Genomic DNA, 20,870 nt, shown 5'->3' on the forward strand with positions numbered 1-20,870 from the left:
TCACTTTTATTACCCTTCATCGTGACTCCCCAAATATGATTTATATAGTCAATCATAGCTCCTATCTTTATTATCCAATATGTATGCTACTTTTACAACAAATTCTCATTTTCATCGTAAAAAGAACGGTGGGAAAATAGTATCATGGAAATAAACCTATTCATTACTTTTAATTTTCGCTGTACCTGTTATCTCTTGAGCTGCATTGGATTTATGAATTTTTTTATACTGATACATCTGGGCATCTGCTTCTTTAAGCATTTTATTAAAATCCAGCTTTTCTCCTCCTGGAAAAATACTATATCCATAAGCAACTGTTGGTAATGGATTACCATTTTCTCGCATTTCTGCCAGACTATTTGTCATATTCCTAAGATGAGATTCAATCTTTTCTTGGTCGGTTTCCTTTCCAATTATATGAAATTCATCCCCCAGATACGGTAACAGGTATAAAGCTTATTAAAGGATTTTTGAATTATTGCTGCTACTTCTTTAATAACAAAGTCCCCGTAATCATGCCCATATGTGTCATTTATCATCTTAAAATTATTTATATCAAGGATGATTAGGGAAAATGCCTTTGTCTCTCCTATATTTTTTATTGCCCTACCAAAAGCAGCTCGGTTATATAAACCGGTTAGCGTATCAAAGCTGCTATCAAACTCAGACATCAAAAGAAATAAAGCAATAAAGATAATGTCACACAATGCCAAGAAGAATAGGTAAAAGGATATACAATTTGTATACTTGTCCCAATAATAGTAAAAATGGACAGGCCTACCAACTTACCTATAATTGGATAATTATTCGTCTTTCCTACTTCTAAAGTAATAATAACGAGAATTAATAAATTTATAATATATACTATTATAAAAACAAAAAAGTAATCTCCTCGTATATACTGATTGTTAGCATCAACATAAAAAATAAATCCGAATATTGGGGATAAAGCTGTAGCAACAATATTTATGAAAGTAGAAATTAGCAAAAGTTTATGTGTTGTTAAAATCATTCTGCTAAAAATTAAAGTTATTGCAATTGGTATCATTGGAGTAAGAATAAAACCTAGAACATTACATACTATGTTTATGCCACGAAGATTTAAACTACCATTATTGGTCAGTACCGTCCCTGCTTCAGACAAAATAATAACAATAGTAAGGATTATGGCAATCAAAAAAGGTTTTTTGCGGCTTGTATTCAATGCAGCGTTTGAATATAGCAATCCCATTAAGTAAATAAGTGCAGCTATGTCTATGATATATGTAGCAATATACATATTTTTTTATCCTCCATAACAATAAATTAAACTAATACATGCTTCACTCCTTACAAGCAGTGTTATAGTTTCAACATAGCTCCACTTGATAAGAAGTTAGGTGTTTATATTTATAAACTATATTAATATAAAATAATATGCAAGAAAAATTTTCATATAAATTTAAACTTATGCTAGCATGGAACTAACCATACGGATTGATATGTTGGGTTAAATTTAAAACCTTAAATCCTCCTAAATTAATCAATACCTTTGAAGAAATATTGTTAAAACAGCTTTTTAAGTAACATATTTACTTTTTTGCTGAAATTCATTAATCCTCAATGTCCAAACCCCTCTATTTTCCATCCAGTTTCCGGAGATTCGTAAACCATGCAGCAGTCCCAATGTTGCTGTCCACTGCCAGCCATTAATTCATTTCTATATTGAAGATCTACTACTAGCACCAGCCAAAGGCAATTCTATACCTTTATTAACTAATTCATTGTTTGCTATAGTTGATGTTAAATTTCTCAGCAAAGTTTTCTTAGAAATACAGTATTCTGCTACTTTAGTATTTTTATTATCCAAGGCACTGTATACTGCTTTTTCCATACCCGAAGGGTTTTCTGTTAAAGTACCTTCTGACTGATTCAAACTCTTTTGCTTAATATTTATAACTAGTGCAATTCCAATTATGATTACAGTTATCATTGATATAATAATTAGCCAGTAAGAAAATTTCTTGTAATTTAGCAAGTTTTAAATCTCTCTCTTACATTTCCCACACTCTTAGCACAAGGATAACTTCATTGAATTAACTTCGATAAACTTAAATCTACTCTTTCTTCCAGATAAATCTTGACCCCTCTGCTCCAATAACACCACTTGAAATAAATCCTGCTTTTTCAAGAACTCTTTGTGAAGCAATGTTATCTGGCTCTGTTTCTGCCTCTATAAGCAATACTCCAGGCTGTTCAGATGCCCAGCGAACTATTGCTGACACCGCTTCCGTCATCAAGCCTTTCCCTTCGTATTTTGGATTTATTCCATAGCCTATTTCAAGCATACCATTATCATTAAGTCCTTTGAACGATAAACTGCCAACAATATTTCCGCTTCCATCATTTAGCTGCAAAACCCACAGTGCATACCAAATACGTTGATCAGGATTTTCCAGACAACCTTGAAGCATTTCTAAATAAGCAGCTTTCAACGCTTTATTTGATTCGTTATCAATCACATTACGCATTTTTTCATCAGAAAGAGGAAAAATATTCAGTCTCTCCGTTTTAATCATTTTTATATCTCTCCTTTTTTCTAAAACATTAAAAATCTGTCTTATGCACCTTCTCTTGTCCACTACTTAGCATAAGCATATGGTAATAACCTTTTTTATTCATTAATTCTTCATAGCTTCCTAATTCTACTATCCTTCCATCCTTAATTACTATAATTAAATCCATTCCTTCCGTAAATTCCAAATTATGTTTAATAAAAATGCAAATTTTGTTATTTAATTCTTTCAAAACCTTATTCAATAAAACACGTGCTGTATTCTTATATAGTGAACTTGTTAATTCATCAAATACATATATGCTAGCGGACTCTTGCAAGTTCTACTCTTTTTTTATCTCCCCCAGATAGGTATTTTCCATCTTCACCGATGGTTTCTTCTGTATAAACTTTATTTAAATTTTTTAGACCACAAAGTTCTATAAGGTGTTCCACTTCTTCCGATAGTTTTTTATTGAAGATTTTAATATTACTTTTAATACTGGTGTCAAATAAATACCCATCTTGAAGAAGATAACTAATCTTTGGCACCCCTTCCTTTCTGTGTTTTTTATAATAATAAGCAATTTCTCCTGTTGATATAGGATATAAACCGGCAATTAACTTTACCAAAGTTGATTTTCCTGAGCCTGTATCCCCAACAATTGCTAACTTACAACTGGGTGGAACCTCAAAATTAATATTTGACAATATATACTCCTTTCCATAGCTAAAACTAACATCTTTAAATTTTAGTGAGTTTACATTAATTCGTTCTTTTCCTATCGTTGGATCTAGCGGTATATCAATAATGTTCTTTATTCTTTTAAGCGATATCCTCAACTTAATTAAACTTTGCTGTAATCCTAATGCATCTACTATTGGAAAATTATTTAAAAATACTGCACCAATAATTAATAACCCAAGTAAATAGATATATTTTTTTATCCCTGTCGATAAATTCCTTTAAATAAGACATCCTTGTTTTCCCCCAATTTCTAGTTCGCTTGTTTCTCAGCAAACGTTTATAGGCATAAACTAACATATTCACTCTCTATAACTTACCAAGAAAAATAGAAGTGTTTTTTAATAACAACTTCATTGCTTACTCTTCCAAAAAAGCAATCTACATTAATACATGGGAAGCTTCTTTAAGCAAACTCTCATTTGAATCTTCTCCAGCTCTACAAATGAGTTCTGATACCTTTTTCCACAATGGAGCAATATGTTCAAATTTTAAATAAGCCTCATGAAATATCAGGATACATTATTCAGTATTCATCCCCCCCATCATTTTGTAACTATTATCTATTCTATATATAGAATAGATATGAATAATAATAATAATAATAATATTGTAAATATTTTTTTATTCATCCTAGACTTAACATTGTTAAATAGCTTATTACCCCACACTATTCCTCTTATACGCAACTGAATTCATAAGTAGTGAATTATAGTTGGTTTTGATTTCATATTGATTTGTAATTAAAATGGAGTAGCCATGCTACTCCGTCTCAATAAACTGCTATCGGTCCATAAGGGCCATTTATAATTTCAATTTTAGTTTCAAATATATCAGTTAAAATTTTCGAATCCATAATCTCTTTAACTGTTCCAAAAGCAGCAATTTTCCCATCCTTCATAGCACATATTCTATCGGAATATTTTGCTGCAAAATTTATATCATGCAAAACAGTCAAAATAGTCCTACCAAATCTATCAGCTGCATACCTTAAATGCTCCATCATCTGCACAGAACGAGCCACATCAAGGTTGTTCAACGGTTCATCTAATAGAACATATTCCGTTTCTTGGCACAACACCATGGCAACATAGGCTCTTTGCCTTTGCCCTCCTGAAAGCTCATCCAAATACCTGTTCTCCAAATCAGTTAGACCCAAAAAATCGATGTATTTGGAAATTATTTCCTCATCCTCTTTTGTTAACCTTCCCTTTGAATATGGAAAACGACCAAAACCAACCAATTGCCTAACAGTAAGTCTAGTAACAAAATGGTTTTCCTGACGTAATATTGTCAATATTTTTGCCAAGTCTTCTGATTTAGAATTGGTAACATCCATATTTGCTACCCTGATGTAACCCTCATCCATATTCAAAAGCCTTCCAATCATTAAAAGGGTAGTTGATTTACCCGCACCATTTGGTCCTATTAAAGAAGTAATACCGGCTTTTGGGATTTTAATATTTAAAGGTCCTATTTCTACCTCACTAGAATATCTTTTTTTAACATTATCTATTTTTATCATAGAGTTCCCTTCCTTAACATTACTATTAAAAATATAAACCCTCCAAACATTTCAATAATAATTGAAACTACACCCTGTGCATTGAAAACATGGTACATAAAAAAGTATGCAGCAGTTATTATTAAAAATCCTATAGCAAGAGCCATTGGAAAAATATATTTGTGGTCATAAGTTGGGGCTGCTTGATAAGTCAAAGTAGCTACCAAAAACCCATAAAAAGTGAGGGGGCCAACTAAAGCCGTTGAAACAGACATCAAAATAGAAACCAATATTAGACCAAATATTACACCAGGCTGATACTTAACTCCTAAAGCAGTAGATACATCCTTCCCAAGGGACAAAACATTCAGTTTTTTGGAATAGCTAATAAGTATAATACCCGTAATTATAACAATTGGAATTACAACAGGAAAGTATCTTGGATCTGCATTATTAACAGAACCGAATAATTTTGCTTGTAAAATATCGAACTCAGATGGGGCAAGTAGCCTTCTCATAAAAGATGATAAAGACCTCAGTCCAGTCCCAATAATAACTCCAACCAATAACATAAGCTGCAAGTCTCCATACTTTCCTGAGAGTAGCCAGCCATAAAGTATTAAACTCATTAAAACCATAGCAATAACTTGAAACGAAAAGGCTCCAATACCATTAAAGCTTAAAAAAGTGTTAAGTCCAAAGAAAAACATTGTACTAGTCTGAATTGTTGAATATAGAGCTTCAAATCCCAAAAGGGAAGGAGTTATAACCCTATTATTCGTAATCGATTGAAATGTCACGGTGGACAAACTCTGACATATTGCAGCTACAACCATAGAAACAATAGCGATCATCCTTCTTCTCACTACTGGGATAAAGGAAGGCGAATTTACAGGGACTGGATTATTATAGACTAAAAGTCCATAAGATGCCAAAAGACCCAGGGCGATAAAAGTAGTAAGCAATATCCAATAACGCCTTTCTCCTTTTTTAGAACGAAAAGCTTTAGCAGACCTATTTTCAGTATGTAGCCTTGAGCTAACTCTAGTACTTTCGTTATTTTCAAATACGAATTCGTTCATCTTGACCTCCTTTGTCTCAGTAGAACTATTATAAATACAACAGACCCGAATGTTCCAAGTATCAAAGATACTGGTACTTCAAAGGGCATAATAATAGTTCTAGAAATTATGTCGCATATTGTTATAACGCCCATTCCTATCACACATACCCAGGGTAAATTACTTCTTAAATCATCTCCTCTATACATGGAAACAATATTGGGAACTATTAACCCTAAAAAAGGTAAATTCCCAATAACTGCTGAGACAATTCCAACTGCAAAAGCAATAAGACCAGTACCCAACAGAACTATATTATTATAATTTAATCCAAGGCTTGTCGTCACATCTTCCCCTAGTCCAGCTAAAGTAAATCTATCAGCATAGATAAATATGAAAAAGGTTACTATAAGGATTAACCACAAATATTCATATCTGCCAATTTGAACTGGCGCAAAAGAACCTACAAACCATGCTTCTATATTTTGGGTCATTTTAAATACAAGCCCGACAAAAGTAGAAATTGCAGAAATTACCGCACCTAGCATCATCCCTATGATAGGTACAATTAAAGACGAGCGAAGTCTAACTCTTCTTAAAAAGAAGAAGAAAATCATAGTTCCGACAAAGGAGAAAATAATTGCACCAGTCATCCTTTGAATCAAGGTTGGAGCGGGAAATAATAAATAAACAAATGTAAGTCCCAAACCTGCCCACTCAATTGTTCCCGTTGTGGTAGACTCAACTAACCGATTCTGAGTAATAAGCTGCATTACTAATCCTGACATGGACATAGCAGCACCAGTTAGCATTAATGCAATCGTTCTTGGAACACGAGTAATGAAGAACATTTTCATTCCATCTTCTTGTCCTCGTATATCGTAGACTCCGGTAAACAATGAAATTATGCCTAAAATCAACACAATTGCAATTGTTAAGATAAAAGGTTTGGTCCATATTTTATTGTTATTATAACTTTTGGGCTGAGAATTCTCAGCCCTAACCATTGTTTGGGCTACATTCTTTTGCACTGTAGATACTCCTTTACTTGCTTGATAATGCTTTTGCAAGACTTTCAAATAATTCTATAAAGGTTTGAATTGATTCATTGGTATATGTGTCTGCTGGTGCATAAACTATATTTCCTTCAATGACTGCTTTTGTATTTTGAAGAGCAGGAGAGTTATCTATTACATCCTGTGCTGGAACTGCATCACTTGTAGAAGATACTGCTGCATCACGGTCGAGCACAAAAATCCAGTCAGGATTGCTTTGTGCAATAGCTTCTACAGAAATTTCATCACCTTGATGGTCTGAAGTAGCACTATCGATATCTAAAGCCGGAACCCATCCGAATATTTCATATAATGGTCCCCAAACACGTCCAGAGCCAGGAGCTGAAAAACCAATATTGCCACCAGAAACTATTACGCTCATAATTCTATCTGTTCCATTATATGCAGACTTAGCTTTCTCCATAGCTCCATCAAATTCAGCAACTAATTTTTCAGCTTCTTCATTTTTATTAAATATTTTGCCTAAAGCTATTGTTGAATTCTTAAGTCCATTCACTAAATTCTCTCCAGGTGTTTCAGCTGTCTCTGAAACATCAAAATTTAGGTCAATAACAACTGCATTAGGAACTAAAGCCTTTATATCTTCATAAAATCTCGAAAATCTCTGACCAACGATTACAAGTTCAGGTTCTACAGATGCTATAATTTCAAGATTCGGTTCACGGTGATTTCCTATATCCAAAACTAATTCATCAGCCACATATGGTGAATCTGCTGGCATTACTCCTTTGGGAACGGCAGCTAAATCAATTCCCCAATCAGCTAAAGTTTCAAAGGTTCTATTATCTAAAGATACTACATTCTTAGGGCTTACTGGAACCGTAATAGTTCCATGAGCATCTGTAATTTCAACGGTTGTTAATTCTTCGCTTGCTTGCTCCTTGCTGGCTTGTTCACTATCTGTTTGCTCATCAGCTACATTACTTGAATTTGAACACGCTGTAACCATTAAGGCAAAAACTGCAACAATAGAAATAATAATTAGTAATTTTGATTTTTTCATAGTACCTCTCCTTTATGTAAGATTTTTTCTTATGTGATAAGCTATTGATATTGATAATAATTATCAATTTCAATAGCTTATTTAAATATAGCAAATTCAATTTAAACTGTCAACTACTTTCCTATATTTTTATAAAAAAGTGGGCTTAGTATATTATTTCTAAGCCCACTTTATCTAATAATCATGATAGCTATCATCATATACCAAACTTTATCGTCCTTGAACTTTATTTATTGCAACATTCGTTGAATATCATCTTCTATTTCAAAAGGTTATGCTGAAAATTCAAATCTTTTTATTGTATTGCCATCTTTGCTCACCAGAAATTTTGTAAAGTTCCATCTAACAGCATTGCCTATGGTATACTCTGGAAACTTTTCCTTTAACAATGAATCTAAAATCTCGTTAATGGAATTAGTCATATCTAGTCCCTCAAATGGTGCTTTTTCCTTTAAGTATTTGAATAAGGGGGGAGCATATTTCCCATTTACATCTACCTTTTCAAAACTTGGGAAGGTTACTCCATAATTCATGCTACAAAAGGTCTTGATTTCCTCGTTGCAACCTGGCTCTTGGTTATCAAACTGATTACAAGGAAAAGCCAAGATCTCAAAACCTTGTGAATTATATTTGTCATATATTTTTTACAAATTTAGTCCAGTTCCACTGCTCCTGTATAAAGCTGATAGTATCTTCCACCCATTGCAAGGAGCTCTTTATGGCTACCCTGCTCTATAATTTGGCCATGTTCTAGTACTATAATCTGATCAGCATTTCGAACGGTAGATAGTCTATGTGCTATTATAAAAGTAGTCCTGTTCTTCATTAGTTGGTCCATGCCCCGTTCGATGTATTTTCAGTCCTTGTATCAATAGAACTGGTAGCCTCATCGAGGATCAAAATAGGAGCTTTTGATATGGCAGCCCTCGCGATATTCAAAAGCTGACGCTCTCCCTGGCTTAAATTAGAACCATCACCTTCTAATGCCGTATCGTATCCATCCGGTAACCTTTCAATGAAGGAATGGGCACTTACAATCTTTGCTGCTGTTATCACTTCTTCATCTGTTGCATCTAAACGCCCGTATCTGATATTCTCCCGGACTGTGCCAGAGAATAGATGGGTATCTTGAAGTACCATCGCTATATTTGCCCTAAGTGAATCCTTCTTAATATTCTTTATATCGATCCCATCAATCAATATCTGTCCTTCTTCTATATCATAAAATCTGTTAATCAAGTTTGTAACAGTTGTCTTTCCTGCTCCTGTTGAACCTACAAAAGCAATTTTCTGACCGGGTTTTGCCTTTAAATTGATATTTTTCAATACCACCTTATCTGGAGTATAACCAAAGGTCACATTTTTAAGTGTCACTTCTCCTTTTATTATACGAGCTCCTTCAACCCGATTTGCTTCAGAACAAATTTCAATTGCATCAGATGAATCTACCATCTCGGATCTTTCATCCATCACTTCAAAAACCCTTTCAGCTCCCGCTAATGCAGCAAAAATTGTATTCATCTGATGCGATAATTCATTAACAGGCCTTGAAAAATGCCTTGAATAATTGGTAAATATGGTAAGACCGCCTATATCAAAATTGGAAGTCAAACACAACATCCCACCAATTGAAGCAGATAAGGCATAACTTATTTGGCTTAAATTACCCATGACAGGCCCCATAATACTACCAAAAAATTGAGCCTTCATCTGCTTTTTACGTAAATCATCACTTAAAAAATCGAACTCCTCCATCGTCGTTTTTTCGTGGCAGAATACCTTTATTATCTTCTGACCAGTAACAGTTTCTTCAATATATCCATTAACTGCACCCAGTGCTTGTTGTTGAGCCATAAAATATTTCCTACTCTGCTTCCCTATCATGCTTCCAACGTAAGCTAAGAAAGGTACTGTTACAATAGTAACGATTGCTAAAATCCAATTTGTAATAAACATCAGTGTTACAGTACCAATTAATGTAAGAACACTTGAAAAAATCTGTGACAGGGTATTATTTAGCATCTCTCCAACTGAATCAAGGTCATTTGTAAAACGGCTCATGATGTCACCATGGGCATGTGTATCATGATATCTTAAAGGAAGTTTTTGAATCTTGCTAAATAATTCTTCTCTAATTCTAACTAATGCATTCTGTGATACTCCTATCATAATTTTCTGCTGCAAATAAGAGCATATAACACCGACGAAATATATACTTGCCATAATAAGGATACCCATTATAAGATTGTTTATTTTTTCTTCTGCAGTACGGTCTGCTAATACCAAATTATTAATAATAGGCCTCAAAATGTAGCTTCCACCCAAGCTAGCTAAAGTACTCCCAAATACACAAAGAAAAACAAAAGGGATTTTTACCTTATCACGTCCAATATAAGCCAGCAATCTGTTAATTGTACCATATACGTTTTTCGGTTTACCACCATCAATGCTACCACGAGGTCCTCCTGGTCCACCAAAACCTCTTGGTCTCCTACCGGCGGAATCAGCTTGTTTCATCCCTTTGCTCCCATACCTACGTAATAAGGCTTCTTTTCTTTCTTCGCTAATATAGCTCATTATGCTGTCACCTTCTTATCTATCTGTGAGTAATATATTTCAGAATATGTTTGACAATTTCTCATAAGTTCCGCATGAGTACCCATACCAACAATCTTTCCGCCATCAAGTACGATAATCTTATCAGCATCAATTACTGAGGAAATCCTTTGTGCGATAATGATTTTAGTTGCACCTTTCAGCTTAATTTTAAAGCTTTCCCTAATCTTTGCTTCCGTTGCAGTATCAACTGCACTTGTACTGTCATCAAGAATCAAAACCTTAGGTTTTTTTAGCAATGTTCTAGCGATACATAATCTTTGCTTCTGGCCTCCAGAAAGATTGACACCACCCTGTCCCAGCTCAGTATCATACCCATCCTGAAATGAAGTTATGAATCCATGTGCTTGTGCACTTTCAGCACATTGATATATTGCTTCATCACTAGCATTTTGGTCACCCCATTTGAGGTTTTCTTTAATGGTACCGGAAAACAATACATTTTTCTGGAGCACAATGCCAACTCCATTACGAAGGTTCTTTAACGAATAGTCTTTCACATTCACATCATCAACCAGTACTTCTCCTCGGTCTGCATCATACAATCTAGGAATAAGCTGTACAAGACTTGATTTCCCAGAACCAGTTGAACCAATAATACCAACCGTTTCTCCTGGATTTATTACAAAGTTCATATTTTCTAAAACCCATCTTTCATTGTTTTTATAGTATTTGAAGCATACATTTCTAAATTCAATTTTGCCATACTTAACAGTAATATCTTTATGCAAAGCATTCTCATCTGTTAAATCAATATCTGTACAAAGAACTTCATCAATACGTTTCGCAGATGCAAGTGCTCTGGAACCACTCAGAATAATTATGGAGACCATCACCAGCGATATAAGGATTTGTGAAACATAATTTACATATGCAGTCAGAATTCCAGTGGTCATGCTTCCAATAATAATCTGATTTCCACCAAACCATACCACAGCCAAAGTTGTGATATTCATTGCAAGGGTCATTGCAGGCATGGTAAAGATAACGATCTTCATTGCATTTATTGTGCTCTCTTTCAATTCGGTACTAGCTTTTTTAAATTTTTTTTCTTCATATTGTTCTCTGACAAATGATTTTACAACCCTAATATTAGTTAAATTTTCTTGGGTGGTAGTATTGAGTGCATCCAGTTTCTTCTGCATATTTGTGAAACGCGGAAAAGCCACTTTTAATATTAAATAGATTGCAATTGCTAAAAAAGGTACTATACACAGTATTGCCATTGCTAATTTTGGATTTAATACAAAAGCCATTATAAGTGCGCCTATTAACATACCAGGTGCCCTTAAGGCCATTCTTAACATCATCTGGAGCATGTTCTGTACTTGGGTAATATCGTTAGTTAATCGTGTAATCAAAGAACCTGTATTGTATTGGTCAATATTGTTAAAGGAAAAACTTTGGATTTGTTTAAACAGGTCTTTCCTCAAATCGTTAGCAAATCCTGTGGATGCCTTAATAGCAAAATAAGCTCCTCCCACACCACCTGCCATCATGCATAGCGCTGTAATTACCATCAAAATGCCCATTGCTATTATATAAGAAATGCCTCTTCCACCGCTTATCCCATAATCAATGATTTTGCTCAACAACAAAGGCATCATTACTTCGCCGATAACTTCCACAATCATGAGAATTGGCCCTATGATAAATGCAGATAAATATGGTCTTACGTATTTCCAATATCGTTTCATACACTATGTCCTTTCTTTTTGATATTTTATTTCATCTTCCATCCTAATTAAATTAGCCTCCAATTTTTGCAATAAAGTAAATAAGGTGAACTTCTCCTCTTCTGTAAATCCACCAAAGACCTTTTGATCTGTTGAATCAAAAATCTGTTTGCTTTGTTCTACAACCTTTTTCCCTTTCTCAGTAATTGTAATTTGATTGAGCCTGTTATCTCCTTCATCTATTTCTTTTTTAATATACCCTCCCTTTTCTAGCTTTTTCAAGGATACCGCTATGGTTGCTGCAGATATACCCATTGAACTAGCAATATCTTTTTGTGAAACATTTTGGGTATGAGAGATTTCCATTAGCAAGCGATGCTGGGCATGGTAAACACCTGTTTCTTCTAGGTAATACTGCATAATTTTCCTATGCTTCATAGCAAAGCTAATCAGTAGATGAATAATTTCCTTATTAGTAATTTCATTAATGTAATTATTATTCATATTTTTTGATTGTTCACCTCCTTGAATAATAAAGTCATTATAAACATATTAATCATTAACATCATAATAATTAGCTAGTTAATCTTTGCACATTATAGCATTTCGTTTTACTAATGTCAATTCAAATTTTAAACTTCTCTCAAGTCTACATAACCATCGTTCGGAGTTCAATTATCCTAGTTAGTATAGCTTACTCACTACATTATAACGATTCGAATACCATTTACCAATACCACTCTTTTATAAAAAGTAACAAGTAGATTTTTTATGTATTATATTACCAAATTTCATTTTAATAATTTAAACGTAGTCTCCTGTTTCTGCTTCTTTCATTTTAAGATTGGTTGATTTATTCAATCTTTCAGCAAAAAGCCTTGAAAATACTGGTGGTATGTGCTGTACAATAACCACTCCAGGTATTTTAACAGGCATATTTTTTAATATCCTTGTTATAGATTCAGGTCCTCCTGCAGAAGCTCCTATAGCTATTATCTTACCGGAATCAAAACTACCATGTCCGTTATCAGAATATATACTACTTTTTACTGTATTCTGAACTATCTTTGCAATTGAAGCAATCTTTATATTTTCAATAATTTCATAGATAAACTGTTCCACACTCTTCATGTTGCCCATATCTAGCTTTACTACAAAATCAACTGCACCAGTATCCATAGCTTCAAAAACAGCATTACTTACTGAGCTTAAAACAATAACAGGTATAGGATATTGGGGAATGAGCCTGCATATGAACTCTATTCAGTTCATCTTTGGCATTTCTACATCACAGGTCATAACATCAGGCTCGGACTGTAGTATTTTGTCCCTTGTATCAAAAGGATCTTTTGCTGTAGCTACGACTTCTATTTCGCTTCCCGATGAGATTCCCAGTGTTAACAATTGTCGAAATACAATACTGTCGTCAACTACTAAAACTCTTATAGTTTACCACGTCTCATGGAATCACCTCTTTAAATTCTGCAACAATTTCATACCTTTCTATAGACTGACGGCATAACGTACTTAAATCCTGCCTCATTACGTAGTATAGATTCAGTATGTCCAATGAACAGATAGCCTCCATAGTGGTGGTAGTAACTGTATCTCTTCTTTGTTATAAATTCCTCTCATAGCCTCATTAAGAGCCTTAGTTGAAATATCTATAGCAAGTATCCTTGTATCCCACAATTTCTTATCCTTCTTTAAATGATCATCGATTATAATTGCAAAAGTATAAGGCTCTTGCCCAGAAGAACACCCAGCACTCCATATTCTTAAATCCTTATATTCTACAGTTGATAAAAGATAGGAAAACACCTTATCCCTAAAGAAATAGAAGTGGTCTGCTTCCCTCATAAAGGAAGTATAACTAGTAGTAATCTTGTTAATCAGTGTAGTTATATCCTCACCAGTTTTGTCAGATTAGCATTTTCCAAACTCATTATCGCTTAATATAATACTCGGCTTTTCATCAGCTAGTGTGTGATTGTCTTTATCAACTTCTTTATTATTCTTTATCATTGATTCTATCATATCAAGAACTTCTGGGCTTAACCTGTTAATATCACCCTTATTTTTGTTAGTGGTATTAAGCTTAAAGGTGCTCACCAAATCCTGTAGTAATTCAGCCTGATCCACAACCCCGGATACCTGAACAATCCCTTGACTTACCTCGCTAATTCCAGCAGCCTATTCATTGGATGTCGTTGCTATGTAACTGATGAGTTCATACACCTTATCAATTTCACCAACAATTGCATTAAGCAAATCGGCTGTTTCACTAACTATCTTGGTTCCTTCATTTACTTTGCCATGCCAGTGGAATTTTCAATCAACTCAGTGATTTCTTTTGCAGCATCCGTTGACTTTGCAGCCAATATCCTTACTTCTTCTACTACTACAGCAAAGCCTTTTCCATATTGCCCTGCCCTAGCAGCTCCTACCACTGCATTTAATGCAAGAATACTTGTTTGAAATGCTATATCATCAATACTTTACTTATCTTTGAAATATTATTAGAAGATTCATTTATTTCTTCCATAGCCTTGAGCATTTCCTTCATTTGCTTATTTCCCTTATCTGCATTATTTTTTACGGCCTTTGTAAGTTCATTAGCTTTGCTAGCATTATTTGCATTATTTTTAGTCTGTTATGAAATCTCTTCTATTGAAGCTGTTAGTTGTTCTATGGCAGTAGCTTGTTCAGTAGATCCTTCTGAAAGAACTATACTGGAATCAGATATTTGTTTTGATCCGGCAGCTACCTATTCTGAAGCTATTACAATATTTGACAACAAATCATTTATCTTTTCAATCATTCTATTTAGTGCTATTCCAAAAGTATCCTTTTCTGAACGGATCTCAACCGACATAGAAAAATCGCCTTCTGCCATCCTCTTTACAAGATGTGTTTGTTCTTTTATAGCATTAGCTAAAACTCTAAAGGAATTACCCAATTTTCCCATTTCATCTTTATATGTACATTCAATATCAACATATATATCACCTAATGCTAACTTATCTGCTACCTCAACCATATGGTTAATTGGCTTACTTATAATTCAAGAAATTATCATTGTTAGCCGAGTATTTCTAGATATACTGATAATCTCTTCATACTCTAATCCTCCGTTTTTTGCCCTTGTATCTATAAGATTTTGTAATCCAGCCTGAACATTCTTTGCAGTATTAGTCAATCTATCACAATAAATCTTTTGAATGAGCCATTTATCATTAATTATATTACCAATATCAAGGATAAGACTTAAACTTCCATCACTCGATAATGTACATCTCGAAATACCCTTAACATTCTTATATCTTCTAATGTATTTAGGTAAAAATTTTACTACTACCTGTTGCTTACCCAACAATCTATCAGCAAAGACACAAATTGTTTTCTATCCTACGAAATCACGATCATGATTCCTTCAGCCAAATCAGTTATATTTGTTTTTACTTCAAAGAATTCATGAATCCTAAATACAGGGTAGCACCGCCCCCTTACTAAAATCATCTCATTTCCATCCGGATCAGTAATTACATCTTCCCTATTAATTCTAAAAGATTCCTGTATAGAAATGGTTGGAATGGTATAAGTTTGCTTCCTTACCTTCAAATTCATGCCATCAATAATTGCTAATGTTAAAGATATCTTTAAGGTAACTTGAGTACCTTTCTGTTCCTCACTTTGGATTGAAATACTACCTCCAATAAATTCAATATTCTTTACTGCAACATCCATCTCCACACCACGGCCTGAATATTCTGTCACATCATTTTTGGCTTCTAAAGTTATTTCCCCATTAATTGCCTCTCATCTGCTGTTTCTATCCCATGGTCTATAGCATTTCTGAGCAAGTGCATTAATGGGTCAATTATGCGTTCTATTAAATTCTTATCAACCTCTGTCTCTTCACCTATTATCTCTAAGGTTACATTCTAGCTTTCTACACATATCTCTAACGATACGATTCATCCTCTGGAAAGTAGCAGATAAAGGTATCATTCTCACTGACATTACCACATCTTGTAGCTCACTAGTTATTTTTCTAAGCTGCCTAGCAGCTTTTTGGAAGTTATCAAGTTCTAATCCTTCCAAATCTGGATTTTGTAATACCATAGCTTCTGCAATAACCAATTCACCAACTAGGTCCATAAGCTTTTCTAACTTTTCAACACTAACACTTTATGCACTAATTTTAAATATATTTCTTATGAAACCATATTATTCTGAAATAAGGAAATTTAAAATTGCAATGACTATTTCTTATATTTCAGAAATCAATTCTAATTTCTAGTAGCCTAAAATAGGCAATATTTATACACTTTTCACATTGCTTTCTCGAATCCATCCCAGAAATCTCATAAAAAGATCCATGACCAGAAAATTCAAGAGGTACCAACATAGAACTTCGAATCATCTTATGCTGTATCTCTCCTAGCTGGAAAGGCACAACTTTATCATGAATGGCATGAATAATTAAGGTAGGTACTTGAATAGATTCCATATCAGCAAAAAGTATTTCGTTAATCCAAGTCTTTGCAATTGCTGCAGTTGCCCATCCTGCTGCTTGCAAGCCTTGCTGGAAAAACCAATCTGAAAATGCTTGTGATGTATATTTAAAGAAAAACATCTCTCCAAAATCCCTAAGCATTTGAGGGCGATCATTATAGGTCTCATTGATTATCTGTAATACTCTCTCTTGATCAATTCCATTTTACCAAAGCCTCTAGTATCTATTCCAATACACCGATAGCCTAATTGTGGCAACTTATCAAACTGGTATTCGAACAGATTATGATTGCCTGGCCAACCATGTAAAAACAAGATTGCCTTTTTAGATTCTGGGTTTAAATCCTCGACATAAATATTCACGTTATTCACATTACCATAATAACCCATATTACCTCTCCTTTAAAAAATTATAGATTATTATATTCATTAATCCATAAAGTGGTATCACACTTATTATTAAAAATAATTTAATATGATGCTGTTTTTTCATTCTTAAAATTACGAACAAGTGTAAATATCAGCATTAACCATATTCTCAAGACGGAAGTCATATTGTCTTTTTTTAAATTAACTTCTCAATATATTTTTCTGCAAGCTTTTATTTTCTTGTTATTAAATAATTTTATTAATCAATTGTCCACTTAAGTAAGTAGTTTTTCAGCTTTTCAAATATCTGCATTACAATAATTAAAACTATGACCAAGAATATAAAACCAACCCATGTATAGTCATAAAGTCCAAATGTGGAATATTTTTTCACAAAGAAACCCATTCCATACTCTGTACCATACATCTCAACATATACCAACATCATAAAAGTGCTACGAAGAGAGCTTACGAATCCTGACAAAATAGTTGGACTTGCTGCTGGCAATATTACTTTAAGAATTAATTTTAAACCATTTAATTCCAGTGTGGTAGCCTTATCTAAATAGCGCTTATCAATAGTCATTATACCATTTATGGTAGCAAAAAGGGTTGTCCAAACAGTACCATAAACAATAAGAAATATTGATGCTATTTCAAAATTAGGTGCTAATAACAATACGAATGGAGATAATAAGATGGATGGTACACAGCTAAATGCATATATTATAGGATAAAGTGCATCTCTAAGCCATTTTACTAATCCAAGAATTGTTCCGACCACCAAAGAAAAAATTAAAGATATTGTAATAGAAGGAAACATAAGCTTGAAAGATGATATCAAGTTAATCAGCATTAGATCTTTACTAGCTTCAAATGCCTTTCTCATTTTGTCCACACTTGGAAACAAATAGGGATTAGCACGCTCGCTTTCTGTATAATATACATAAAAAACTATAACTCCTAAGAATATAAGGAAAGTAAGCCAATATTTTTTTGCAAAAGCACGTATATCTCTAAGAATGTCTCATCATCTCCTTTTCTTTATTCATTCATATTATTTTTCACATTCTTAAAATATTAGTGTAGGTTTTTGCATGCATGCAAAAACCTACACTGACACTTTTTTATAGGTCGTTTTCTTCATAAAATTTCATCATTCTATCGTAGAATTCTGGATCTTCGCTACCATATTTTTCTTTTGCTTCTTTTAAAGCATTTTCATATAGCACTGTGTTAATATGATCATTAATATCAACTTCCTTAGCTTGTTCGCTCAAAAAACCAGTCTTGTCTAATATACCCCATGCACGAACAATTGAATTTCTAAGTGGATCTACATGTACTATATAGTGGTCATTTAACATATAGGCTGATACATATTCCTCCGTAGTTCCAATACTTTTAGCCTGTAATTTAACACATTCTTCCTTATTAGCTTCATAATATTGCTGAGCACGGATCAGAGCCCTTAGTATAGCTTTAATTGTATTAGGGTTGTTTTTTACAAAATCTGTTTGAGCAACTAGACGGCAACAAGAATAGTTTGGCATAACATCTCCCTGATATGTAACAATTTCTACATCTTTCATATTATTTACAGCATAATTTTGACCTGTTCCCATTAGGGCATAATCAACTTCACCCTTAACTACGGCAGCTAGAGCATCATTGTAGCTATCATATGTAACCCAATCAACTGCTGAAAGTGGGTCTTCATATCCTAACTCCATAACAGCTCCTGTAAACGCAAAATAAGCTGGATTGCAAGCAAACTTCTTCCCAATTAAATCCTCAACTCCATTCCATTCAGTACCTGCACGTGCAACAACCGGCATGCACCCTTGAACCATGTGCCCTCCAAACACTGTCAAGTCCACTCCAGAAGCAATTTGCTGTAATGGATTACTAGTACCTGCATTTGAAACAACATCTACCTTACCACTTGATAGTAACTGCATAGCATCAGCATTTTCAGTTCCATATACAATTTCAAGGGTGATACCCTCATCCTCAAAATAACCCATTTCTTGAGCAATTGTAACTAATACATTTCCACTTGTTCCATAGTTCCACCTAACAGTGGTTGTTTCAAGTTCACCTCCAACAGTATCTTCTATTTGTGTAGCGTCGCTACCTGTTGTTTGTTCTTCAACATCAGTAGATACATTATTTTCAGTATTTCCAGTACAACCTGCTAATGCAAATGTAGTAATTAGTACTAAAATCAATAAAACAATTCCCTTTTTCATCTTCATTCTCCTTCCAAGTAAATATTTTTATTTAAGTTTGTCCTATCGAAAATAGGGCTTTTTATTTTAATGCAGAATTATTTTGATATTCTTGCATTATTCTTAGATTAATTAATTTTACTAATCTATGCGAGCTACTACATCTTTGTGTATCTGTGATATTAAATCATTCCTAAGTTTAAGAATTTCAGGCTTTTCAAACAGGTCTTCTCGTTTTCGACGCTTTTCAGATGAAAATGTATAATCATAGATTATTGTACTAGGAGATTGTCCAAAAACAATTATTCGACTAGCTAACAACAATGCCTCATCTACATCGTGAGTAACAAAAAATACTGTCTTCTTTTCATCTTCTTGTGACCATAAATCAAATAGTAAATCTTGTAATCGAGCACGTGTTATTGCATCCAATGCTCCAAATGGCTCATCCATTAAGAGAATGGGAGGATTAATGCTTAAAACCTGGGCAATTGCACATCGTTGTTGCATGCCCCCGGATAACTCTTTAGGTAACTTATAATATATTGATTCATCCAGTCCCACTAAGTTTAAAGTATCAAGAGCCAACTGTTTCAATTTCCTTTTACTTTCATTGGGATATCTTTGTCTTAATGCTAACATAATATTTTCCCCTGCTGTCATCCAAGGAAACAATCCATAGTCTTGAAACACTAAACCTCTATTCAGATTTGCTCCACATATAGGTTTATTATCTAAAAGAATTTCCCCTGCAGTTGGAGCCTCTAATCCTGCCAAAAGACGCAAAAAAGTACTCTTTCCACAACCTGACTGTCCAAGCAAACAAACAAATTCCCCAGATTTTATATCAATAGTGATATCTTTTAAAACCAGTCTATCTGAATTTTTATAGTAAAAAGAAAGATTTTTAATTTTTACATCATGCATTGCACCTTACTCCTTTATAATGTATAAACAATGACTACTTATATCTTTTTGCATCCTAAAAAAATTTGATAAAAATTAGTCATACATTCATTACCGAATATAGTATAATAATCAGATAAAAATAAGTAAAATCAAAAAATATAATAAGTAATTAAGTTGTTATAAGAAACTTTAATACTCGGGCATGAAAACTAAAAATAGCATAAAATTAAAAAAGAGATGATCAAAATTCATCTCTTGATTGTAATAGATTTTAAAAAATCAAATTAGTACTTTCCAAATTCATTGGGTAGTGTAAAATAATTTGTGCTTTTAGGAAATAAAATTCTCTTTTCTGGCAAGAATCTAAATAAGACCAAAACTAGAAAGGAGAATTTTTTATGGCAACTTTACCAAAGGAAGTTTTAAGAAATATGATAGTAGATGGAGATTTAAAAACAGTAAATGATCTCCACACATATCTTAAAGAAATGTTTAAAGATGCACTACAAGAGATGTTAGAGGCAGAATTAGAGGTAGAATTAGGATATGTAAAAGGAGATAAAAAGAACAAAAATACAGATAATCGTAGAAATGGTACTACGAAAAAGACTGTAAGCACTCGTTTTGGA

30 protein-coding genes and 1 pseudogene are annotated in these 20,870 nt (G+C 33.6%); 1 reads left to right on the forward strand and 30 read right to left on the reverse strand.

The features are described from left to right. Positions 1-156: 156 nt before the first annotated feature. The 30 genes and pseudogenes from BLV68_RS16320 to BLV68_RS09270 form a co-directional block, all read right to left on the reverse strand. A pseudogene (locus BLV68_RS16320) lies at positions 157-671 on the reverse strand (GGDEF domain-containing protein). After that, positions 671-1,279, reverse strand: a complete 609-nt coding sequence (locus tag BLV68_RS09165) for a hypothetical protein (protein ID WP_093753079.1) — start codon at positions 1,277-1,279, stop codon at positions 671-673. Before BLV68_RS09165 ends, BLV68_RS16320 begins: the two are co-directional and overlap by 1 nt. A gap of 320 nt (positions 1,280-1,599) precedes the next feature. After that, positions 1,600-1,689, reverse strand: a complete 90-nt coding sequence (locus BLV68_RS16325) for a DUF4829 domain-containing protein (RefSeq protein WP_093753081.1) — start codon at positions 1,687-1,689, stop codon at positions 1,600-1,602. A gap of 10 nt (positions 1,690-1,699) precedes the next feature. Next, positions 1,700-2,017, reverse strand: coding sequence for a hypothetical protein (locus BLV68_RS09175; protein WP_093753083.1), 318 nt, complete (start codon positions 2,015-2,017; stop codon positions 1,700-1,702). Between the two features lie 79 nt (positions 2,018-2,096). After that, positions 2,097-2,558 (reverse strand): GNAT family N-acetyltransferase, encoded by a 462-nt coding sequence (locus tag BLV68_RS09180; protein ID WP_093753085.1) that lies wholly within the window; start codon positions 2,556-2,558, stop codon positions 2,097-2,099. Between the two features lie 28 nt (positions 2,559-2,586). Further along, positions 2,587-2,874, reverse strand: a complete 288-nt coding sequence (locus BLV68_RS09185; protein WP_093753087.1) for a P-loop NTPase family protein — start codon at positions 2,872-2,874, stop codon at positions 2,587-2,589. Then, positions 2,858-3,244 (reverse strand): ATP-binding cassette domain-containing protein, encoded by a 387-nt coding sequence (locus tag BLV68_RS15475; protein WP_159428667.1) that lies wholly within the window; start codon positions 3,242-3,244, stop codon positions 2,858-2,860. The genes BLV68_RS09185 and BLV68_RS15475 overlap by 17 nt, the downstream gene beginning before the upstream one ends. A gap of 806 nt (positions 3,245-4,050) precedes the next feature. Next, positions 4,051-4,803 (reverse strand): iron ABC transporter ATP-binding protein, encoded by a 753-nt coding sequence (locus BLV68_RS09195; protein ID WP_093753091.1) that lies wholly within the window; start codon positions 4,801-4,803, stop codon positions 4,051-4,053. Beyond that, a complete protein-coding gene (locus BLV68_RS09200; RefSeq protein ID WP_093753093.1) occupies positions 4,800-5,864 on the reverse strand; it encodes an iron chelate uptake ABC transporter family permease subunit in 1,065 nt (354 codons plus the stop codon). The genes BLV68_RS09195 and BLV68_RS09200 overlap by 4 nt, the downstream gene beginning before the upstream one ends. Continuing rightward, a complete protein-coding gene (locus BLV68_RS09205) occupies positions 5,861-6,874 on the reverse strand; it encodes an ABC transporter permease (protein WP_200773716.1) in 1,014 nt (337 codons plus the stop codon). Before BLV68_RS09205 ends, BLV68_RS09200 begins: the two co-directional genes overlap by 4 nt. A 13-nt stretch (positions 6,875-6,887) precedes the next feature. Beyond that, positions 6,888-7,868: a siderophore ABC transporter substrate-binding protein gene (locus tag BLV68_RS09210; RefSeq protein WP_234949870.1), complete on the reverse strand. Its 981-nt coding sequence runs from the start codon at positions 7,866-7,868 to the stop codon at positions 6,888-6,890. 326 nt (positions 7,869-8,194) lie between these two features. After that, positions 8,195-8,563, reverse strand: a complete 369-nt coding sequence (locus tag BLV68_RS09215) for a glutathione peroxidase (protein WP_093753097.1) — start codon at positions 8,561-8,563, stop codon at positions 8,195-8,197. An 11-nt stretch (positions 8,564-8,574) separates the two neighbouring features. Beyond that, positions 8,575-8,760 (reverse strand): hypothetical protein, encoded by a 186-nt coding sequence (locus BLV68_RS15970; RefSeq protein ID WP_234949871.1) that lies wholly within the window; start codon positions 8,758-8,760, stop codon positions 8,575-8,577. Then, the gene (locus BLV68_RS09220) at positions 8,748-10,499 is read right to left on the reverse strand and encodes an ABC transporter ATP-binding protein (protein WP_234949872.1); all 1,752 of its coding nucleotides are present in this window, start codon (positions 10,497-10,499) and stop codon (positions 8,748-8,750) included. The genes BLV68_RS15970 and BLV68_RS09220 overlap by 13 nt, the downstream gene beginning before the upstream one ends. Further along, positions 10,499-12,235, reverse strand: coding sequence for an ABC transporter ATP-binding protein (locus BLV68_RS09225; protein ID WP_093753099.1), 1,737 nt, complete (start codon positions 12,233-12,235; stop codon positions 10,499-10,501). The genes BLV68_RS09220 and BLV68_RS09225 overlap by 1 nt, the downstream gene beginning before the upstream one ends. 3 nt (positions 12,236-12,238) lie before the next feature. Beyond that, positions 12,239-12,718, reverse strand: coding sequence for a MarR family winged helix-turn-helix transcriptional regulator (locus BLV68_RS09230; RefSeq protein WP_093753101.1), 480 nt, complete (start codon positions 12,716-12,718; stop codon positions 12,239-12,241). A gap of 300 nt (positions 12,719-13,018) precedes the next feature. Continuing rightward, positions 13,019-13,393 (reverse strand): chemotaxis protein CheB, encoded by a 375-nt coding sequence (locus BLV68_RS15765; RefSeq protein WP_200773717.1) that lies wholly within the window; start codon positions 13,391-13,393, stop codon positions 13,019-13,021. Between the two features lie 84 nt (positions 13,394-13,477). Beyond that, positions 13,478-13,660: a response regulator gene (locus tag BLV68_RS16330; RefSeq protein ID WP_407702361.1), complete on the reverse strand. Its 183-nt coding sequence runs from the start codon at positions 13,658-13,660 to the stop codon at positions 13,478-13,480. Between the two features lie 111 nt (positions 13,661-13,771). After that, positions 13,772-14,074 carry a CheR family methyltransferase gene (locus BLV68_RS09240; RefSeq protein WP_200773719.1) on the reverse strand — a complete coding sequence of 101 codons (303 nt, stop codon included), beginning with the start codon at positions 14,072-14,074 and terminating at the stop codon, positions 13,772-13,774. Between the two features lie 66 nt (positions 14,075-14,140). Continuing rightward, positions 14,141-14,356, reverse strand: coding sequence for a hypothetical protein (locus BLV68_RS15775; RefSeq protein ID WP_200773720.1), 216 nt, complete (start codon positions 14,354-14,356; stop codon positions 14,141-14,143). A 164-nt stretch (positions 14,357-14,520) separates the two neighbouring features. Beyond that, a complete protein-coding gene (locus tag BLV68_RS15780; protein ID WP_200773733.1) occupies positions 14,521-14,709 on the reverse strand; it encodes a methyl-accepting chemotaxis protein in 189 nt (62 codons plus the stop codon). 272 nt (positions 14,710-14,981) lie between these two features. Next, complete coding sequence (locus BLV68_RS15785) at positions 14,982-15,278, reverse strand: HAMP domain-containing protein (protein ID WP_317921579.1); 297 nt, start codon at positions 15,276-15,278, stop codon at positions 14,982-14,984. Beyond that, complete coding sequence (locus BLV68_RS15790; protein ID WP_200773722.1) at positions 15,279-15,587, reverse strand: hypothetical protein; 309 nt, start codon at positions 15,585-15,587, stop codon at positions 15,279-15,281. It abuts the gene before it with no gap. 35 nt (positions 15,588-15,622) lie between these two features. After that, entirely contained in the window at positions 15,623-15,991 is a 369-nt protein-coding gene (locus BLV68_RS15795; protein ID WP_200773723.1) for a chemotaxis protein CheW, read from the reverse strand. Between the two features lie 141 nt (positions 15,992-16,132). Then, positions 16,133-16,375: a hypothetical protein gene (locus BLV68_RS15800; protein ID WP_200773724.1), complete on the reverse strand. Its 243-nt coding sequence runs from the start codon at positions 16,373-16,375 to the stop codon at positions 16,133-16,135. Positions 16,376-16,493: 118 nt separating this feature from the next. After that, positions 16,494-16,853, reverse strand: coding sequence for an alpha/beta fold hydrolase (locus tag BLV68_RS15805; RefSeq protein WP_200773725.1), 360 nt, complete (start codon positions 16,851-16,853; stop codon positions 16,494-16,496). A 50-nt stretch (positions 16,854-16,903) separates the two neighbouring features. Further along, positions 16,904-17,122, reverse strand: a complete 219-nt coding sequence (locus tag BLV68_RS15810) for an alpha/beta fold hydrolase (protein ID WP_200773726.1) — start codon at positions 17,120-17,122, stop codon at positions 16,904-16,906. Positions 17,123-17,360: 238 nt separating this feature from the next. Next, positions 17,361-17,990 carry an ABC transporter permease gene (locus tag BLV68_RS09260; protein WP_200773727.1) on the reverse strand — a complete coding sequence of 210 codons (630 nt, stop codon included), beginning with the start codon at positions 17,988-17,990 and terminating at the stop codon, positions 17,361-17,363. Positions 17,991-18,228: 238 nt separating this feature from the next. Then, positions 18,229-19,353: an ABC transporter substrate-binding protein gene (locus BLV68_RS09265; RefSeq protein WP_093753105.1), complete on the reverse strand. Its 1,125-nt coding sequence runs from the start codon at positions 19,351-19,353 to the stop codon at positions 18,229-18,231. Positions 19,354-19,473: 120 nt separating this feature from the next. Continuing rightward, positions 19,474-20,259: an ABC transporter ATP-binding protein gene (locus tag BLV68_RS09270; protein ID WP_093753107.1), complete on the reverse strand. Its 786-nt coding sequence runs from the start codon at positions 20,257-20,259 to the stop codon at positions 19,474-19,476. A 380-nt stretch (positions 20,260-20,639) separates the two neighbouring features. On the opposite strand from BLV68_RS09270, the gene BLV68_RS09275 reads away from it, so the two are divergent. Beyond that, positions 20,640-20,870: transposase (locus tag BLV68_RS09275; protein ID WP_200773728.1), on the forward strand; the 231-nt coding region annotated here is incomplete at its 3' end.

The sequence above is a fragment of the Tepidimicrobium xylanilyticum genome (assembly GCF_900106765.1).
In the GTDB taxonomy this organism is placed as follows: Bacteria; Bacillota; Clostridia; order Tissierellales; family Tepidimicrobiaceae; genus Tepidimicrobium; species Tepidimicrobium xylanilyticum.

Excerpts from the sequence above, each read along its gene's own strand:
- BLV68_RS09165 (WP_093753079.1), bottom strand. The coding sequence starts at position 1,279 with ATGTATATTGCTACATATATCATAGACATAGCTGCACTTATTTACTTA.
- BLV68_RS16325 (WP_093753081.1), bottom strand. The coding sequence starts at position 1,689 with ATGGCTGGCAGTGGACAGCAACATTGGGACTGCTGCATGGTTTACGAA.
- BLV68_RS09180 (WP_093753085.1), bottom strand. The coding sequence starts at position 2,558 with ATGATTAAAACGGAGAGACTGAATATTTTTCCTCTTTCTGATGAAAAA.
- BLV68_RS09195 (WP_093753091.1), bottom strand. The coding sequence starts at position 4,803 with ATGATAAAAATAGATAATGTTAAAAAAAGATATTCTAGTGAGGTAGAA.
- BLV68_RS09200 (WP_093753093.1), bottom strand. The coding sequence starts at position 5,864 with ATGAACGAATTCGTATTTGAAAATAACGAAAGTACTAGAGTTAGCTCA.
- BLV68_RS09210 (WP_234949870.1), bottom strand. The coding sequence starts at position 7,868 with ATGGTTACAGCGTGTTCAAATTCAAGTAATGTAGCTGATGAGCAAACA.
- BLV68_RS15970 (WP_234949871.1), bottom strand. The coding sequence starts at position 8,760 with ATGGACCAACTAATGAAGAACAGGACTACTTTTATAATAGCACATAGA.
- BLV68_RS09220 (WP_234949872.1), bottom strand. The coding sequence starts at position 10,499 with ATGAGCTATATTAGCGAAGAAAGAAAAGAAGCCTTATTACGTAGGTAT.
- BLV68_RS09225 (WP_093753099.1), bottom strand. The coding sequence starts at position 12,235 with ATGAAACGATATTGGAAATACGTAAGACCATATTTATCTGCATTTATC.
- BLV68_RS09230 (WP_093753101.1), bottom strand. The coding sequence starts at position 12,718 with ATGAATAATAATTACATTAATGAAATTACTAATAAGGAAATTATTCAT.
- BLV68_RS15765 (WP_200773717.1), bottom strand. The coding sequence starts at position 13,393 with ATGGATACTGGTGCAGTTGATTTTGTAGTAAAGCTAGATATGGGCAAC.
- BLV68_RS09240 (WP_200773719.1), bottom strand. The coding sequence starts at position 14,074 with ATGAGGGAAGCAGACCACTTCTATTTCTTTAGGGATAAGGTGTTTTCC.
- BLV68_RS15800 (WP_200773724.1), bottom strand. The coding sequence starts at position 16,375 with ATGGACCTAGTTGGTGAATTGGTTATTGCAGAAGCTATGGTATTACAA.
- BLV68_RS15805 (WP_200773725.1), bottom strand. The coding sequence starts at position 16,853 with ATGTTTTTCTTTAAATATACATCACAAGCATTTTCAGATTGGTTTTTC.
- BLV68_RS15810 (WP_200773726.1), bottom strand. The coding sequence starts at position 17,122 with ATGGGTTATTATGGTAATGTGAATAACGTGAATATTTATGTCGAGGAT.
- BLV68_RS09260 (WP_200773727.1), bottom strand. The coding sequence starts at position 17,990 with ATGAGAAAGGCATTTGAAGCTAGTAAAGATCTAATGCTGATTAACTTG.
- BLV68_RS09265 (WP_093753105.1), bottom strand. The coding sequence starts at position 19,353 with ATGAAAAAGGGAATTGTTTTATTGATTTTAGTACTAATTACTACATTT.
- BLV68_RS09270 (WP_093753107.1), bottom strand. The coding sequence starts at position 20,259 with ATGCATGATGTAAAAATTAAAAATCTTTCTTTTTACTATAAAAATTCA.